Raw genomic sequence first — 16,669 nt, 5'->3', positions numbered from 1 at the left:
TTCCAGCTTGCGCTGGAATGACGAGCCAAGGAGTTGCCGCGCTTCGCGTCGTTGCCGTTGCCGTTGCCGTTGCTTCTGGCGGCAGGAAGCCGCCCGCTCTACCCGGGGCCCCGTCGGTCGCGGCGAGATTGCGGAGGATCAGCCCGCGCAGCGGGTGCGCACAGGATGTGCGCAGTTCGTTGACGGGCCATGGATGGCCCATCAACGAACCCCGGAGCAAGCTCGCGGAGTCGGAGGGCAGGATGCCCGGAGGCCGCGGCCGTCGGGGTGTCCTTTGGGGATGCAAGGGGAATTTGGACAAGCAAATTCCCCTTGCTCGCTCGCGGCAGCGAGCGAAACGCCTTGTTTAAAGCCAAGCGAAAAATACAAAGCGACAATCAAGAACTGGATCCCAGCCTGCGCCGGGATGACGAGCAAAAAAGGAAAAAGCAGCGCGCGCGCTCAGCGCGCCAACCACAGCGAAAGCGCGGGCCAATACGTAATCACGAGCGTAGCCGCCAACATGATCAAGAAGAACGGCACCGACGCGCGCACCAGCGTCATCACCGGCTGCCGAAACCGCGCACTCGCGATGTACAGATTGATCCCCAGCGGCGGCAGAAAAATCCCCAACTGCAAATTGGCCAAAAAAATGATGCCGAGATGTACCGGGTCGATCCCGTACTTCACCGCCACCGGCAGCACGAGCGGCACCAGCAGGATGATCGCCGGAAACCCCTCAAGCAGCATGCCGAACACCAGCAGGAACACGTTCAGCGCAAGCAGGAACAGGAACGGCTGGTCCTGCGGGATGTGCGTGCGCAGGAACTCGAACAGCTTGTCCGGCACTTCCGCGTCAATCAGCCAGTTCGTCAGCGCGAGCGAAAAGCCCAGGATCATGAGGATGCCGCCGACCAGCACCATCGCATGACGGATCACGCGTGGCAGGTCGCCGATCCTGATCTCGCGCCGGATCAGCACCGTCACCACGAGCACGTACAACGCCGTCGCCGCCGCCGCTTCCGACGCCGCGAGCTTGCCCGAATAGATGCCGATCAGGATCACGAACGGCAGCGGGATTTCCCACGCGGCATCTTTCGTCGCGGCCAGCAGTTCGTCCGCGCCCGCACGCGGCGGCCGCGGCACGTGCCGCACGTGCCACGCGCTGTACGCGCCGAGCATCACGACCATCAGCAGGCACGGCAGCACGCCCGCGCGGAACAGCGCGTCGATGCTGACCGGCGGCGTCGTCTGGAACTGCTGCGCGACCACGCCGTACAGGATCAGCGGCATCGACGGCACGAGCAAGAGGCCCAGGCTGCCCGACGCGGTGAGCAGGCCCAGCGAGAACTTCTCGCCGTAGTGCGCCTGCAGCAGCGCCGGATACAGCACCGCGCCGAGCGCGATGATCGTCACGCCCGTCGCGCCGGTGAACGCCGTGAACAGCGTGCACGCGCAGACCGCGACGATCGCAAGACCGCCCGGCAGCCAGCCGACGAGCGCGTTCGTCAGACGCACGAGGCGCTGCGGCGTCTTGCTTTCGGCGAGGAGGTAGCCCGCGAGCGTGAACAGCGGAATCGCGATCAGCGCCGGCATGTCGCCGAGCCGATAGAACTCGACCGCGACCGCGATGCCTTCCTGTCCCGCGTTGTGGAAACCGATCAGCGCGACCGCGCCGAGCAGCGCGAACAGCGGCGCGCCGAGCACGGCGAGTACGATCAAGCCGAGAACGATCAGCCACGTCACGAGCCGATCTCCGGCAGGTGGTCGCCCTTGGGCGGCGCGAACGCGCGGATCGCGAAGCGCACGGCCATCAGCGCGAAGCCGGCCGGCAGCACGAGTTCGAGCACCCACGCCGGTATGCCGACGACGCCTTCGGTGCCGCCTTCGCGATCGAGTTCGACGAGCCCCCAGCTGTACCACGCCATCGCGCCGCACAGCACCGTGGCGAAACCGAGCGCGACGACGCGCGCGACGCGCAGCTTCACGCCGTCGACGAAGCGGTTGATGAAGTCGAGGCCGATGTGCTGATCGTCGCGCGCGGCGATCAGCGCGCCGAGCATCGCGCTCCACAGCACGAGCATGCGCAGCACCGGCTCGGCCCACGTGAACCCGCCGTCGAACACGTTGCGCAGCACGATCTGCAGGCCCGCGAGAACGATCAGCGCGACGACGAACAGCGTCAGCAGCCAGTCTTCGAATCGGTGCAGCCGCGCGAAGAACGGGCGCTGCGTCGTCGGCGTCGGTTCGCTCATCGGCTTACTTGCGCAGCGCCGCGAGTTCGTCGGTCAGCGCCTTGTACAGCTCCGGCGAGAACGTGTGCTTTTCTTCGAGCTGTTTGGCCGAGTCGACGCCGACCTGCTGCCACACCTTGTTCTCGTCGGCGCTCGGCGTGTAGAAGCTGATGCCTTGCCCCTTGAGCGTTTCGGCCGCGCTCTTGTTGTCGGCGATGCTGATTTCGTCGAGGCGCTTGAACGCCTTGGCGATTTCCTCGCGCATGATCGCCTGGTCGGCGGCGGAGACCTTGTCGAACGCCTTCTTGTCGACGACGAGCACGCCGACGACGTAGGTCACGGGCAGGTCGACGACGTACTTGACCTTGGTGTGCCACTGGAACGCGATGGTGCCGGCGAGCGTGTTCGCGGCGGTGTCGATGAGGCCGGTCTGCAGGCTCGTGAACACGTCGGTCAGCGGCAGCGACACCGGCGTGACGCCGGCGGTCTTGAACGCGATTTCCGAGATCACGTCGCCCTGCGGCACCCACACCTTGGCGGCCTTGAGATCGTCGCGCGACTTGATCTCGCGGGTGCCCATGAGATACGCGAAACCGCCGCCCGAAAGGCCCAGCGCGACATAGCCCTTGGGTTCGAAGCCGGCCTTGATCTTCTCGTCGAGCTTGGCGCGCACGGCGTCGACTTCAGCCTGGCTGCGGAACATGAAAGGCAGGCCGTAGAGATTCACGTCCTGGTTCAGGGCCGAGATTTCGCCGCCGGTGAAGGCGCCGCCCTGGAGCTGGCCGATCTTCACCTTGCGCTGCACCGTGGCCGCGTCGCCCATCACGCCGCCCGGGTAGAACTTGATCTCGACGCGGCCTTCGGTGCGCGTCTTGACCGCGTCGGCGCCGGCGCGCATTTCCTTCATCCACGCCGTGCCGTCCGGCGCGGCCGTGGCGACCTTGAACACGTCGGCCGCGTGCGCGCCCGTCGCGAGCGCGAGCGACAGCATGCCGCCGAGCCAGAATCCGATCTTCTTCATATTGCCTCCGATGCCCGCGCTCGCGCTCGGGTTAGAAATAGTCCTTGCCCGACGCGAGCAGCGCTTTCGCCCGCTCCTGCGCCAGCACGTTCATCAGCGTGAGCTTCGGCGCTTCCGGCGCCGCGGCCACCACTTCGTTCAACAAACGGTCGTGCAGTTCCTGGTCGAACACGAGCCGCGCGTAGTACTGCGCGTACAGCGTCTTCGCCATGAGGTTCTTGCCGTCCGACAGCGCGATCGCCTTCTCGAAATTCTGCTTGCCGACTTCCGGCTTGCCGCCGTATTGCGCCGGCCGCAGCGAATTCAACACGCCGAGCACCATGTACGCCGAACCGCCGTCGTAGTTCGGATCGAGCGCGAGAATGCGCTCGTACAGCGCCTCGACCTTCGGCAGGTCGGCGATGGCGTTCCAGTCACCGCTGTCCTGCTGGATGCGGCCGGCCCACGCGGCGCCGAGGCCGGCGAGCACGTCGAGGTCTTTCGCTTCGATCTTCGCAAGCTCGGCCGAGAACGGATCGAACGGCTGCGCGAGCACGTCGCAGAACGATTTCGCGCGAATGCACGTCGCGCGTCGGGCGTAGTCGTACGCGCGTAGTGCGAGGCGCTTGGCGCGCACGGGCTCGGCGACGAAACCGCCGGCGTACGAGCCGTACAGCTTCGATGCCGAAAGCAGCTTGCCGGCGTCGTCCGGATTGCCCTCGATCATCGCATCGAGCAGCAGCAGATACGACGGCACGCCGTCGCGCACGGTGCCCGGATCGTTTTCGTTGAGGATGGCCGTGCCGAGGTTGTCGGCGAAGCGCTGGCTGGCCTTGTTGACGAGGCCGACGCAGCCGCTCGCGCCGAGCGCGAGCAGGCACAATGCGGCATTTTTGATAAGGCGACGAAGAGACACGGTATTTTTCCGGATCAGTCGAAGAAGGTTTCGGCGGCTTCCAGCGTGTTTTCGATCAGCGTCGCGACGGTCATGCGTCCGACGCCGCCCGGCACCGGCGTGATCCACGACGCGCGCGCGGCGGCGGCGTCGAATTCGACGTCGCCGACGAGACTGCCGTCGGCGAGGCGGTTGATGCCGATGTCGATGACGATCGCGCCGGGCTTGATCCACGCGCCCTTGACGAGATTCGGCCGGCCGACCGCGACCACGACGATGTCGGCCTGCGCGACGAAGCCGGCGAGATCGCGCGTGAACTTGTGGCACGAGGTGGTCGTGCAGCCGGCGAGCAGCAGTTCGAGCAACATCGGCCGGCCGACGTGATTCGACACGCCGACGACGACCGCGTGCTGGCCGCGCACCGGACGGTCGGTATGCGCCAGGAGCGTCATCACGCCCTTGGGCGTGCACGAACGCAGGCCGCGCTGGCGCAGCACGAGCGCGCCGACGTTCGCGGCGTTGAAGCCGTCGACGTCCTTGCGCGGATCGATGCGGTTGATGATCGCGGTGGCGTCGATATGCGCCGGCAGCGGCAGCTGCACGAGAATGCCGTGCACGGACGGATCGGCGTTGAGGCGGTCGATCAGCGCGCGCAGGTCGATTTCGGGCGTGTCGGCCGGCAGGTCGTAGTCGAACGAACGAAAACCGACCTGGGCGCACGCCTTGCGCTTGTTCTTGACGTACACGCCGGACGCGGGATCGGCGCCGACGAGCACGACGGCGAGGCCCGGCCGCGACCTGCCGGCCGCGACGCGTTCGGCGACGCGGGCGGCGATGCGGTCGAGCAGTTCGTCGGCGATGCGTTTGCCGTCCAGTATCCGGGCGGTCATGGTCGAGATCGGTTTCCTTCGGGCCGGCGGCAGGGCGCGCCGATGCGCCGGAGCACCGGCGGGCAAGGCGCGCATTATCCACGGTCGGACGGATTGCCTCAAACCGGCGGCGGGCTTGCTAGCATCCGGCGGTCAGCCTGGAGTTAGCCATGACCGTCGACACGACCGAATTCGAAGCCGCGGCGTTCCGCCGCCTCGTTGCGCACCTCAATGCACGCACGGACGTGCAGAACATCGAACTGATGACGCTTGCGGGCTTCTGCCGCAACTGCCTCGCCGACTGGTACCGCGAAGCGGCAGCCGAACGCGGCGTGGCGATCGACAAGGACGCGGCGCGCGAGCGCGTCTACGGAATGCCGTTTGCGGAGTGGAAAAAGCGGTATCAGCGCGAGGCGACGCCTGAGCAGGTCGCGGCGTTCGAGGCGGCGCAGAAAAAGCACGCATAGCTGTCGACTGCAAAGACGCGTCGCCGCAGGGCTCCCTCTCCCCCGACGGCGTCGGGGGAGAGGGTCGGGGTGAGGGGGAAACGCCGGAGTCTGCGTCAGTCTCGACGAAGTGCGCAGCGTCGCCCCCTCACCCTGCCCTCTCCCCAAACGCGAAGCGTTTGGGGGAGAGGGTTCAGCCCGCCGCCGCGCAAAGCGCCGCGATATCCTCATACGCCCCGCGCGCGCGATGCGCCCCGCACCCCGGGCAATCCGGATCGCGCGGCAGCCGCAGTTCGCGAAACGTTGCCGCGAGCGCGTCGTAGCAAAGCAGCCGCCCGACCAGCGCATCGCCGCGCCCGAGCACGAGCTTGATCGCCTCCGTCGCCTGCAGCACGCCGATCACGCCCGGCAGCACGCCGAGCACGCCCGCTTCGGCGCAGTTCGGCGCCTCGGCCGCCGACGGCGGTTCCGGGAACAGGCAGCGATAGCACGGCGACTCGTCGCGGCGCGCGTCGAACACGCTCACCTGGCCCGTGAACCGGTGAATCGCGCCGTAGACGAGCGGCAGTTTCAGGTTCACGCATGCCGCGTTGAGCAGGTATCGCGTCGGGAAGTTGTCCGCGCCGTCGATCACGACGTCGGCGCCCGCCAGCACGTGCTCGACGTTCGCCGCGAGCAATCGTTCGCTGACGAGTTCGACGTTCACCCGCGGATTCAGGCCCGCGAGCGTCATGCGCGCCGATTCGGTCTTGAGCATGCCGACGCGCGCATCGGCGTGCACCACCTGGCGCTGCAGGTTCGAGCGCTCGACGCGGTCGTCGTCGACGAGCACGAGGTGCCCCACGCCCGACGCCGCGAGATACAGCGCCGCGGGCGATCCGAGGCCGCCGGCACCGATCAGTACGACGCGCGCGTTGGCCAGACGCTCCTGCCCCGCCGCGCCGACTTCGGGCAGCAGCAGATGCCGCGAATAGCGCTCGGCGCTGTCGGCGTCGAGCGTGCCGCGATCGACGGGCAGGCCGCTCGCGAGCCACGCGGCGTAGCCGCCGGCGACCGACGCGACGTCGGTGTAGCCGAGTTGCGTGAGCGTGTCGGCCGCGAACAGCGACCGCGCGCCGCTGCCGCACACGGCGAGAATCGCGCGGTCGCGATCGGGCGCGAGTTCGCCGATGCGCAGTTCGAGAAACCCGCGCGATACGCCGATCGCGCCGCTCGGCGTGCCGGCGGCGCGTTCGGCGTCTTCGCGCACGTCGACGATCAGCGCGCCGGCGCGCTGCGCCGCGTGCGCCGCCTCGACGGAAACCTCGCGCGTCCGCGCGCGCAGCGCCGCCACCAGTTCGTCGCGATTGGCCATCCTACTGTCCGGGCAAGGGCAGGAATTCCACGATGTCGCCGACTGCGAGCGACGCCGTTTCTTCCGGCAGAACGATGAGGCAATCCGCCTCGGCGACGCTGCGCAGCACGCCCGACCCCTGACGCGGGAACGGCGTCACCCACACGCTGCCGTCGCGGCGGCTTTCGCGGCGCGCGCGCTGGTACTCGGCGCGCCGGTGGTTTTTCACGATGGGGACGGCGACGCGCGCATACCAGGGGGACACGTCGTCCGATCGGCCGGCGAGCGCCGCGAGCGCGGGCGTCACGAGCGTCAGGAAGGTCGCCATGCCCGACACCGGATTGCCCGGCAGCGCGCAGACGAGCGCGGTGCCGATCTCGCCGACGAGCATCGGCATGCCGGGCCGGATCCGCACTTTCCAGAAATCCACACGGCCGACGCGCGCGATCAGCGCCGGCATGAAGTCGGCTTCGCCGGCCGACACGCCGCCCGACGTCACGACGAGATCGGCGTCGCGCGCGGCACGGCGCAGCGCATCTTCGAGCGCCGCCGGATCGTCGCGCACGTGTTCGTGCCGCACGAGCTGCGCGCCGGCCCCGCGCAACAGACCCGCAAGGCTCGCGCGGTTCGAGTTGTAGACCTGCCCGTATTCCAGCGGCATGCCCGGCGCGACCACTTCGTCGCCGGTCGTCAGCACGACCGCGCGCGGCGCGCGCGCGACGGCGACGTTGACGAGTCCGAACGACGCGAGCACGCCGACGCGCGCCGGCGTCAGCACGGTGCCGGCCGCGAACGCGAATTCGCCGGCGCGATAGTCCTCGCCGGCCGGCCGCACGTTCGCGCCGGCCGTTTCGCCGGCGGCGACGATGACCCCCGCGCCTTCGAGACGGACGTTTTCCTTGATCACGACGGTGTCGGCGCCGGCCGGCAGCGGCGCGCCGGTCGTGATGCGCAGGCATTCGCCCTCGCCGACCGCCGCGGGCCGGCCGTCGCCGGCGAGCCGCGCGCCGACGAGCGCGAACGTACGCTCGCCCTCGGCCGGCAGGTCGGCGCCGCGCAGCGCGTAGCCGTCCATGGCGGAGTTGGCGTAGGCCGGTACGTCGTCGTCGCCGCGCACGTCGTGCGCGAGCACGCGGCCATACGCGGCGTCGAGCGCCACGCGCTCGGCCGGCAGCGGCCGCGCGGCGGCGAGCGCCACGATGCGCGCGCGTGCTTCGGCAACGGAAATCGCAGTGGGAAACGAAGAGGCGGTGTTCGTCATCGCGGCAGTTTACCCGCGTGCGTACCGCGCGAGTTCTTCGGGCGTGTTGAGATTGACGAAGCGTTCGGCGCTGTCGGCGAAATCGACGATGCGCGCGCCGAGCGCGTCGTGCCAGCGCCACACCGGAAGGTCGGCCGGCGACGCGGGCAGATCGCGCACCGCGGCGACGCGATACAGCGCGAACAGCGGTTCGCGTTGCGCACCGTTGGCCGCGCCGGCCACGTTCACACCGTCGTCGAGCGAGGCGGCGAGCCGCGCGACGAGATCGGCGCCCGGCTGCGGACTGTCGACCGGTACCGTCACGAGCCACGGCGTCGTTGCGGCCGCGAGCGCCGAACGGATGCCTTCGAGCGGGCCGAGGTAACCATCGGCGCGATCGGCGATCACGCGGCCGAACGCCGCGTAGCGCTCGGCGTTGCGGTTCGCGACGACGATGACGGCATCGGCCTGAGGCGCGAGCGCGGCGGCGCACCACGCGACGAGCGGACGTCCGCCGAGTTCGACCAGACCCTTGTCGATGCCGCCGTAGCGCCGCGCCGCGCCGCCGGCGAGGATCGCCGCGGTGACGTCGCCGCGCGCGATCGCGATCATCGCGTCAGCGTTTCTTCGCGTTGCGGATCAGGCGCTGGCGCTTGCGCTGCTGGCCTTCGGTCAGCACGTTCTTGCGCCCGGCGAACGGATTTTCGCCGTCGCGGAATTCGAGCCGCAGCGGCGTGCCGATCAGCTTGAAGCGCTTGCGGAAGAAGTTTTCGAGGTAGCGCCGGTAGCTCTCGGCGAGATGCTTCGTGCGCGAGCCGTGAATGACGATCGTCGGCGGATTCGTGCCGCCCGGATGCGCGTAGCGCAGCTTCGGCGAATGCCCGCGCACGAGCGGCGGCTGATAGCCCTCGTACGCGGCTTCGAGCGCGCGATTCAACTCGGACGAGTTGAACTGCTTGGTCGCCGACGCGTGCGCGCGATCGACCGCGCGCATCAGTTCGCGCAGGCCCGAGCCGTGCAGCGCCGAGATGAACACGCGTTCGGCCCATGCGACGAAGTCGAGCCGGCGTTCGAGCGACGTTTCGCACTGCTCGCGCTGGTACTTCGTCAAATTGTCCCATTTGTTCGCCGCGATCACGACCGCGCGCGATTCGTTCAGCACGTGGCCGATCATCGTCGCGTCCTGCTCGGACACGCCTTCGGCCGCGTCGAGCAGCACCACGACGACCTGCGCCGCGGCGATCGACTGCAGCGTCTTGATCACGCTGAACTTCTCGATCGCCTCCTCGACGCGCGCGCGGCGGCGCACGCCGGCGGTGTCGATCAGCATGTACTTCTTGCCGTCGCGCTCGATCGGCACGCGAATCGAATCGCGCGTCGTGCCGGCGATGTCGGAAACGACGACGCGGTCTTCGCCGAGCAGCCGGTTCACGAGCGTCGACTTGCCGACATTCGGACGGCCGACGATCGCGACGCGGATGCCCAGATCGGCGCTCGGCGCTTCTTCGGGCGCGTCGGCCGGCAGATGCGGCTCCAGCGCCTCGAGCAATCCGTCGGTGCCGCGGCCGTGCGACGCCGCGAGCGGTACCAGCGTCGCGACGCCGAGCGCCGCGAAGTCGGCGAGGCTCGTCGTCTCGTCGAGTCCGTCGGTCTTGTTGACCGCGACGATCAGCGGCTTGCCGCGCTTGCGCAGGTCGATGAGGATGTCGCGGTCGAGCGCCATCAGGCCCGCGCGCGCATCGGTCATGAACACGACGATGCTCGCCTCGGCGATGGCGAGCTCGACCTGCTTGGCGGTCAGTCCGTCGATACCTTCGTCGTCGCCGGAAAGACCGCCGGTGTCGACGACGAGAAACGGTGAGTCGCCGAGACGGCAGATGCCGTAGTGGCGATCGCGCGTGAGGCCGGGCTGGTCGGCGACCAGCGCATCGCGCGTGCGGGTGAGCACATTGAACAACGTCGACTTGCCGACATTGGGACGACCGACGAGAGCGACGACGGGCAGCATGTTGTGGCCTGATGTGAAGCCGCGCCGGCTCTCGCCGGCGCGATGCGAACGTAATCAAAAGTGAAAATCGGGCTCCTGCCCGTTTTCACATCGAACGGCGCAAGCATAGCTTGCGCACGTACTCCGAGGATCGGCCGCCGACGCGACCGCCCCTCGTGCGATCCATCCGTGGATCGCGACAAGCCGCGAACGGCTTGTCACGGCGCGGCGCGATACGCGCCGACTTTGCCGTCGATGTCCTCGACGATGACGAGATCGCCCATGACGACCGGGGTCGCCTGGATCGCCTTCTTCGACAGACGCTCGCGCGCGGCGATCTTGCCGTCGCTGATCGAGAGCCAGTGCACGTAGCCTTCGAGGTCGCCGACGACGACGTAGTCGCCTTGTACGGCCGCGCCCGACAGCCAGCGGTGTTCGAGGGCGTCCTGCTTCCACATCGACGAGCCGCTGGTGCGATCGAGCGCCCAGACCGCGGAATCGGCATCGACCGCGTACACCTGGCTCGCCGAGACGCCGATGTTGGTGTAGCTCGACAGCGCGCGCGTCCAGATCTGCCGGCCGTTCGACGCCGACAGCGCCGCGACCTGGCCCCGGTACGCCGCCGCGTAGACGACGTCGCCGTCGACCGCGAGGTCGCCGTCGATGTCCGACAGGCGTTCGAGTTCGGTACGGCCTTCGCCGGTCGTCAGCGACTGCTCCCAGATCGCCGCGCCGTCGCTCGTGCGCAAGGCGACGAGCCGGCCCGCGTCGGAACCCGACAGCACGGCGTCGCCGACGATCACCGGCGCGCCGGTGCCGCGCAGCGACAGCAGCGGCACGGTCGCGCGATCGTAGATCCAGCGCTGCTTGCCGTCGCCGGCGTCGAGCGCGTACACGCGGCCGTCGTTGCAGCGCACGAACACGGTGCCCTGTCCGACCGCCGGTGCGGCGACGACTTCGGCCGACACGCGCGCCTTCCAGCGCTCGGCGCCGCTGTGCGCGTCGAACGCGATCACGTCGCCGTCGAGACCGCCGACGACGAGCACGTCGCCCGCGACGCCGGGGCCGCCGGCAAGACGGAAGTCGACGTTCTTCTTCCAGATTTCGCGACCGCTCGCGGCGTCGAACGCGCGCACGTCGCCGTCGACGCCCGCCGTGTACAGCTTGCCGTCGGCGAGCGTCGGCTTGACGCGGATGCCGGACTTGCCGGCGCCCTTGCCGATGTTGCGCGACCAGACTTCTTTCACCGACAGCGTCGGCGTCAGCTCGACGAGTTCCTTCGGCGCGGCGATGTTTTCTTTCTTCGTCGACTTCGCGCCGGAAAACCAGCCGCAACCGCCGGTCGCGACGAGCGCTGCGAACAGCGGAACGAGGACCCGCTTCTTCATGAGTTCTGCTTCCCGGCGACGGTCAGGTCGTCACGCTTCCATTCGAGCGACTGCCGGCCCGGCGCATTCGGGTCGAGCGCCTGCAGCGACGCTTCGTACGCGGCGCGCGCTTCGTCGCGCTTGCCCTGCGCCGCGAGCACGTCGCCGCGCAGTTCGGCGATCGCCGCGGCGTAGCCCGCGACCGGCAGCGAGTTGATCAGCGTCAGCGCGTCGGCGGCCTTGTCGGCGCCGAGGCGCACGCGCGCAAGCTGCTGGCCGGCGAGGCTCTTCATCGCGTCGCCCTTGGCGTGTTCGTAGGCCCACAGCGCGGACGCTTCGGCCGCCGGCAGATCCTTGGCGGCGCTGGCCGCCTCGGCCGCACGCATCGCCGCGAGCACGGCGTAGGCGGTGTCGCCGAAGTCCTTCTTGAGGCGTTCGATGCCTTCCTTGCTCGCCGGCTCGTTCTTGCCGGTCAACGCGGTTTCGAACGTCTGGAATTCGACCGCGGCCTGGGCCGCGCGCTGCACCTTGTGCCGTTCCCACTGCGTCCAGCCGAAGACGAGCAGCAGGCCGAGCACAATGCCGACCAGGATCGACGCGGAGTTGTCGCGTATCCACTTGCGTACAAGTTCGCCTTGTTCGTGTTCGTCGAGCGTATCGAATGCCATTGCGATGTCCGTTTGCGCCCGCGCGCGAAGCGCGAGTCTTCTTGGTTGTCGGTCCGCCGTCCGGCGGAACTGGGGATTTGGCGGCGCGAAAACCGCGCGGCCCGCACCGGCCGGTTGCGGCCGGCGCGGGCGCCGTAGAGTAGCGCAGAAGCGGCGCCGCGGGACGCGCGCGCCGCCAAACAAGCACTTACGGTTCAGTTAGCGGCCGGCGCCGTCGCGCCGCCGTCGACGAGCCGCAGATGCGCGACGTTCGCGCGACGGAACGAGGCGAGATCGACCGCCTTGCCGTTGACATCGAGCTCCGCGCCGTTCGCGTTGCCGAGGCGCACGCTGACCGCCTGGTCGGTGCCGTAGGTGCGCTCGGCACCGGCCGGCAGCAGGCCGAATTCGAGACGACGGCCGTCGGCGGCGACGATCTCGACCCAGCTCGCCTCGGACAGCTTCAGGCGCACGCGGTACGCGCCGGCCGGCGGCGGCGGTTCGGCCGGCGCGGCCGGCTCTTCGTGCTTGATCGACGGCAGCGCCATCGACGCCATCAGCGGCGCGTCGGCGTGCGGCACCGGCGCAGCCGGTTCCTGCGTCGGCGCGGGCGTTGTCGCCGGTACGGTCGTCGCGGCGGTGGCGTTCGGATCGGGCGGCAGCGACAGCGACGTGTTGTCGGCGCTGTCGAGCGTCGTCACGCGCGCCAGATTGCGTTCGAGGCCGCCGTGACTGGCGAGCCAGATCGCCGGGGCGACGATGAGGCCGGTCAGCACGACGTACACGGCCGGCACCGAATAGCGCTGGAACAGGTAGCGCGAATGCGAGATGCGGCCGGTCGCCACGAGCGGCGGCTGGGTCGGCGCGCGTTCGCGCGCGAGGTCGTCGGTGAGCGCGCTCGTCGGCAGGTCGAGCAGGCGCGTATAGCTCGCCAGGTACCCGCGCAGGTAGACGTCGTGCTCGATGCGCGCGAAGTCGCCGCTTTCGAGCGACGCAATCACACGCTGCGGCAGGCGCAGGCGCAGACCGACTTCGTCGACCGACAGGCCGCGCGCCTCGCGCGCGGCACGCAATCGGGCGCCGAGATTCACGGTCGACGGCTGCGCGTCGGCCGGCATCACGAACAGTTCGCGGCCCTCGTCGGCCGGGGGCGTCGTCAGGGTCGTATCGTCCGTGGCCGTTTCGGCGTGGGCATCCATTACCGCGCTGTCGTTGTTGTCGTCGTGATGGGCGGTCATTGGGAGCGAGTCTTCAGCGAGCTCGGGGTGGAGATCCTCGCGGATCGGGCGGGTTTCTTCAGGGCTGGTCGGGTCGCCGGCGACATCGAAAAGGCTCGATGCGGCAGCTTGCTTGCGAATGCGCCGGCGTTTCATGACGGCGTGCTCGATTCGAGTTGGCGCGTCTGTTCCGAATCGGGGAACTCGGTTCTGAGGCGCCGCGCGTATTCGCCCGCTTCGCGCGCGTTGCCGAGCTTCTGCTCGATGTTGCGACCGAGCAGCAGCGCGTCGGGATTGGCCTGGCCGAGCGAATCGAAGCGCTGCAGGAACGCGCGCGCGCGCAGGAAATCGCTCTTGCCGAACAAGAGCCGCGCAAGCTGGTACAGCGCCTCGGCATTGTTCGCGTTCGTCTCCAGCGCGGCGCGGAAATCCTTTTCGGCCTCGTCGGCGCGGTTGGCCTGCATGCGGCAGGTACCGGCATTGGTCAGGGCGACGTCGCGCGTCTGGTAGAACGGATCCTCGAGCGCACGATCGAAATACTTCACGGCCTCGTCGAGCCGGCCGTAGCGGCACAGGAACGTGCCGTAGTTGTTGTTGACCGCACCGAGCTTGGGCTGCAGCTGCGCCGCGCGGCGATAGTGCTCCTCGGCGAGCAAGGGGCGATTGATGCGCTCGTACAGCACGGCGATCACGGTGTGCGCGTCGGCGTAGTTCGGGTCCTGCTGAAGCGCCCTTTCGAGTTTTTCCAGCGCGATTTCGAGCTTGTCCTGCTTGAGATAGCCCTGCGCCAGCGCGACGTTGATTTCGGCGGCCTTGCGGCCCTTGCTGTCCGCGTTCGATCGCGGCGCGGCGGTCGCGCAGCCGCCGAGCAGGAAAAACAATAGTGCGATCAGCGCGAACTTACGCGGCATCAGCCTGCCCTTGTTCCAGTTTGCGGCGGAAGTCGGCCTGGCGGCGCGTGCGGTCGAGCACCTGACCCTTGAGCTGGCCGCAGGCGGCGTCGATGTCGTCGCCGCGCGTGCGGCGAACCATCGTCAGCACGCCCGCGTCGAGCAGGATCTTCTGGAACGCGCGGATCACCGGCTCGTCGGAACGCGTGAAGCGCGTGCCGGTGAACGGATTGAAAGGAATCAGGTTGACCTTCGAGGGCACCTTGCGCATCAGCTTGATCAGCTGGCGCGCGTGCTCGGGCTTGTCGTTGACGTCCTTGAGCATCGTGTACTCGAACGTGATCGACGTGCGCGGCCGGCGCGCGGCATAGCGCTGGCACGACGCGATCAGTTCGGCGATCGGGTACTTCTTGTTGAGCGGCACGAGCTCGGTGCGCAGCTCGTCGTTCGGCGCGTGCAGCGACACCGCGAGCGACACGTCGCTCGACTCGGAAAGCTTGTCGATCATCGGCACGAGGCCCGCGGTCGACAGCGTCACGCGCTTGTTGGCGAGGCCGAAACCGAGGTCGTCGCGCATCACGCTCATCGCGCGCACGACGTTGTCGAAGTTCAGCAGCGGCTCGCCCATGCCCATCATGACGACGTTGGTGAGCTTGCGCTGGTGGTGCGGCACGTTGCCGAGGTGCTTGGCCGCGACCCACACCTGGCCGATGATTTCGGCGGTCGACAGGTTGCGGTTGAAGCCCTGCGTCGCGGTGGAGCAGAACTGGCAGTTGAGGCCGCAGCCGACCTGCGAGGACACGCACAGCGTGCCGCGCGAGGTTTCGGGAATGAACACGGCTTCGATCGCGTTGCTGCCGTCCATGCCGAGCAGCCACTTGTGCGTGCCGTCGGACGACTGCTTCTCGAACATGGTCTTCGGCGGCACGATCTCGACCTCGGCCGAGAGCTTTTCGCGCAGTGCCTTGCCGACGTCGGTCATGTCGGCGAAGTCGGTGACGTGGCGGTGGTACATCCACTTCATCACCTGGTCGGCCCGATAGGGCTTCTCGCCGATCGACGCGAACAAATCGCGCAGACCCTGGCGGTCGTAGTCGAACAGGTTGGGTTTCGCCATCGTCACCGAACTGATCCTCACCTATCTCAACGCGCGCTGACTTCGGTAGAAGCGAAGAAGTACGCAATTTCCACAGCCGCCGTTTCGGCGGCGTCCGAACCGTGCACGGCGTTCGCGTCGATCGAATCGGCGAAGTCGGCGCGGATCGTGCCCGGCGCGGCCTTCTTCGGATCGGTCGCGCCCATGAGGTCGCGATTCTTGGCGATGGCGCCTTCGCCTTCGAGCGCCTGGATCATCACCGGGCCGGAGATCATGAATTCGACCAGCGCGTTGAAGAACGGACGCTCGCGGTGCACCGCGTAGAAGCCCTCGGCTTCCTTGCGCGACAGCTGCTTCATCTTGGCGGCGACGACCTTGAGGCCGGCCTTCTCGAAACGCGCGTAGATCTCGCCGATGACGTTCTTGGCGACGGCATCGGGCTTGATGATGGACAAGGTGCGCTCCAGCGCCATGTCAAATACTCCAGATTGGAAGAAAAGCAGATTGAACTCCGCGCGCGATGCTAGCACCAAATACGCGCAGAAATACGGGGTTAGCGGACAAAATCCTTTCGAATTCTAGCTGATCCGCACGTTTCGTGCACGGTCGTCTCGACACCTGCGACGCGACTATGCTCCCTCCGGCGGCGGTTTGACCTCGTACCGTATCGTCTCGTAGCATTCAAACGCTCGTTTTACCTACGATTCCGCCTGCGAGCATGCCAGACCGGCGCCGATCGCGGACGGAAGCCAAGGAACCGACTTGAACACCCAGCACTTCTCCACCAAGGAACGCATCCTCGGCGCCGCCGAGCAGTTGTTCGCCACGCATGGATTCGCCGGCGCATCGCTGCGCCAGGTCACCGCCGCAGCCAACGTCAACCTTGCCGCCGTGAATTATCATTTCGGCTCGAAGGAAAACCTCATCAACGAGGTGTTCCGGCGCCGGCTCGACGATCTCAACGCGCACCGCATCGAAGAGCTCGACAAGGCCGCCGCGCGGACCGATTCCGACCTGGAAGACCTCCTGTCCGCGTTCATCCGCCCCGCGCTCGACCTGTCGCTCGACCGCACCGGCGGCGGCGCATTCATCCGCGTCCTGGCGCGTGCGTTCGCCGAGCACAACGATGCGCTGCGCAAGTTCCTGTCCGACAACTACGGCCACGTGATGAAGCGCTTCCACGCCGCTTTCGCGCAGCGCCTGCCGAACCTCGACAAGGAAGAGCTGTACTGGCGCCTGGACATCATCGCCGGCGCCCTCACCTACGCCATGGCCGACTTCGGCGTGATCAAGCGCAAGACCGGCGTGACCGAGCAGACGCACCGCGAGCGCGCCGTCGAGCACCTGATCCGCTTCGCCGCCGCCGGCCTGCGCGCGCCGTAAGCAGCCGGGCCGGTCGTCGCCGCGCCCGCGCTCGGCCGAAAAACCAAACGATCGTTTTAAAGCAAAAGCGTCAAACCATTCGTTTA

At 68.1% G+C, this 16,669-nt stretch carries 17 protein-coding genes; 2 read left to right on the top strand and 15 right to left on the bottom strand.

Annotation, left to right across the window (positions count from 1 at the left end; genetic code table 11):
• Positions 1–441: 441 nt before the first annotated feature.
• Genes OD750_RS11240 through folD form a run of 5 tightly spaced genes read right to left on the bottom strand, consistent with a single transcriptional unit; the run spans position 442 to position 4,998 of the window.
• Complete coding sequence (locus tag OD750_RS11240) at positions 442–1,725, bottom strand: TRAP transporter large permease (RefSeq protein ID WP_263544806.1); 1,284 nt, start codon at positions 1,723–1,725, stop codon at positions 442–444.
• Positions 1,722–2,234 (bottom strand): TRAP transporter small permease, encoded by a 513-nt coding sequence (locus tag OD750_RS11235; RefSeq protein WP_263544805.1) that lies wholly within the window; start codon positions 2,232–2,234, stop codon positions 1,722–1,724. Before OD750_RS11235 ends, OD750_RS11240 begins: the two co-directional genes overlap by 4 nt.
• A gap of 4 nt (positions 2,235–2,238) precedes the next feature.
• A complete protein-coding gene (gene dctP / locus OD750_RS11230; RefSeq protein ID WP_263544804.1) occupies positions 2,239–3,234 on the bottom strand; it encodes a TRAP transporter substrate-binding protein DctP in 996 nt (331 codons plus the stop codon).
• 31 nt (positions 3,235–3,265) lie between these two features.
• The gene (locus tag OD750_RS11225; protein ID WP_263544803.1) at positions 3,266–4,129 is read right to left on the bottom strand and encodes a TRAP transporter TatT component family protein; all 864 of its coding nucleotides are present in this window, start codon (positions 4,127–4,129) and stop codon (positions 3,266–3,268) included.
• 14 nt (positions 4,130–4,143) lie between these two features.
• Positions 4,144–4,998, bottom strand: a complete 855-nt coding sequence (gene folD / locus OD750_RS11220) for a bifunctional methylenetetrahydrofolate dehydrogenase/methenyltetrahydrofolate cyclohydrolase FolD (RefSeq protein ID WP_263544802.1) — start codon at positions 4,996–4,998, stop codon at positions 4,144–4,146.
• A gap of 149 nt (positions 4,999–5,147) precedes the next feature.
• Between folD and OD750_RS11215 the strand changes: the two genes are divergently transcribed.
• Positions 5,148–5,444, top strand: a complete 297-nt coding sequence (locus OD750_RS11215; protein ID WP_263544801.1) for a DUF1244 domain-containing protein — start codon at positions 5,148–5,150, stop codon at positions 5,442–5,444.
• A gap of 172 nt (positions 5,445–5,616) precedes the next feature.
• Here OD750_RS11215 and moeB read toward each other — a convergent pair whose 3' ends face one another.
• The 10 genes from moeB to ndk form a co-directional block, all read right to left on the bottom strand.
• A complete protein-coding gene (moeB, locus tag OD750_RS11210; RefSeq protein ID WP_263544800.1) occupies positions 5,617–6,777 on the bottom strand; it encodes a molybdopterin-synthase adenylyltransferase MoeB in 1,161 nt (386 codons plus the stop codon).
• A 1-nt stretch (position 6,778) separates the two neighbouring features.
• Positions 6,779–8,017 carry a molybdopterin molybdotransferase MoeA gene (locus OD750_RS11205; protein ID WP_263544799.1) on the bottom strand — a complete coding sequence of 413 codons (1,239 nt, stop codon included), beginning with the start codon at positions 8,015–8,017 and terminating at the stop codon, positions 6,779–6,781.
• A gap of 9 nt (positions 8,018–8,026) precedes the next feature.
• Complete coding sequence (mobA, locus tag OD750_RS11200; RefSeq protein WP_263544798.1) at positions 8,027–8,608, bottom strand: molybdenum cofactor guanylyltransferase MobA; 582 nt, start codon at positions 8,606–8,608, stop codon at positions 8,027–8,029.
• 4 nt (positions 8,609–8,612) lie between these two features.
• Complete coding sequence (gene der / locus OD750_RS11195) at positions 8,613–10,004, bottom strand: ribosome biogenesis GTPase Der (protein ID WP_263544797.1); 1,392 nt, start codon at positions 10,002–10,004, stop codon at positions 8,613–8,615.
• A 197-nt stretch (positions 10,005–10,201) separates the two neighbouring features.
• Positions 10,202–11,371 (bottom strand): outer membrane protein assembly factor BamB, encoded by a 1,170-nt coding sequence (bamB, locus tag OD750_RS11190; RefSeq protein ID WP_263544796.1) that lies wholly within the window; start codon positions 11,369–11,371, stop codon positions 10,202–10,204.
• Entirely contained in the window at positions 11,368–12,018 is a 651-nt protein-coding gene (locus OD750_RS11185; RefSeq protein WP_263544795.1) for a YfgM family protein, read from the bottom strand. Before OD750_RS11185 ends, bamB begins: the two co-directional genes overlap by 4 nt.
• Before the next feature lie 194 nt (positions 12,019–12,212).
• A complete protein-coding gene (locus OD750_RS11180; protein ID WP_263544794.1) occupies positions 12,213–13,235 on the bottom strand; it encodes a helix-turn-helix domain-containing protein in 1,023 nt (340 codons plus the stop codon).
• Between the two features lie 131 nt (positions 13,236–13,366).
• On the bottom strand, positions 13,367–14,125 hold the full coding sequence (gene pilW, locus OD750_RS11175) for a type IV pilus biogenesis/stability protein PilW (protein ID WP_263544793.1): 759 nt from the start codon (positions 14,123–14,125) through the stop codon (positions 13,367–13,369).
• Positions 14,115–15,221, bottom strand: a complete 1,107-nt coding sequence (gene rlmN, locus OD750_RS11170; RefSeq protein ID WP_263544792.1) for a dual-specificity RNA methyltransferase RlmN — start codon at positions 15,219–15,221, stop codon at positions 14,115–14,117. Before rlmN ends, pilW begins: the two co-directional genes overlap by 11 nt.
• A gap of 26 nt (positions 15,222–15,247) precedes the next feature.
• Positions 15,248–15,673 (bottom strand): nucleoside-diphosphate kinase, encoded by a 426-nt coding sequence (gene ndk / locus OD750_RS11165; RefSeq protein ID WP_263544791.1) that lies wholly within the window; start codon positions 15,671–15,673, stop codon positions 15,248–15,250.
• A gap of 289 nt (positions 15,674–15,962) precedes the next feature.
• Here ndk and OD750_RS11160 point away from each other — a divergent pair, with 289 nt between their 5' ends.
• Positions 15,963–16,583 (top strand): TetR/AcrR family transcriptional regulator, encoded by a 621-nt coding sequence (locus tag OD750_RS11160; protein ID WP_263544790.1) that lies wholly within the window; start codon positions 15,963–15,965, stop codon positions 16,581–16,583.
• Positions 16,584–16,669: the final 86 nt, after the last annotated feature.

Source organism: Tahibacter soli (assembly GCF_025717065.2).
Taxonomy (GTDB): domain Bacteria; phylum Pseudomonadota; class Gammaproteobacteria; order Xanthomonadales; family Rhodanobacteraceae; genus Tahibacter; species Tahibacter soli.
This window is presented reverse-complemented; position numbering and strand designations above follow the sequence as displayed.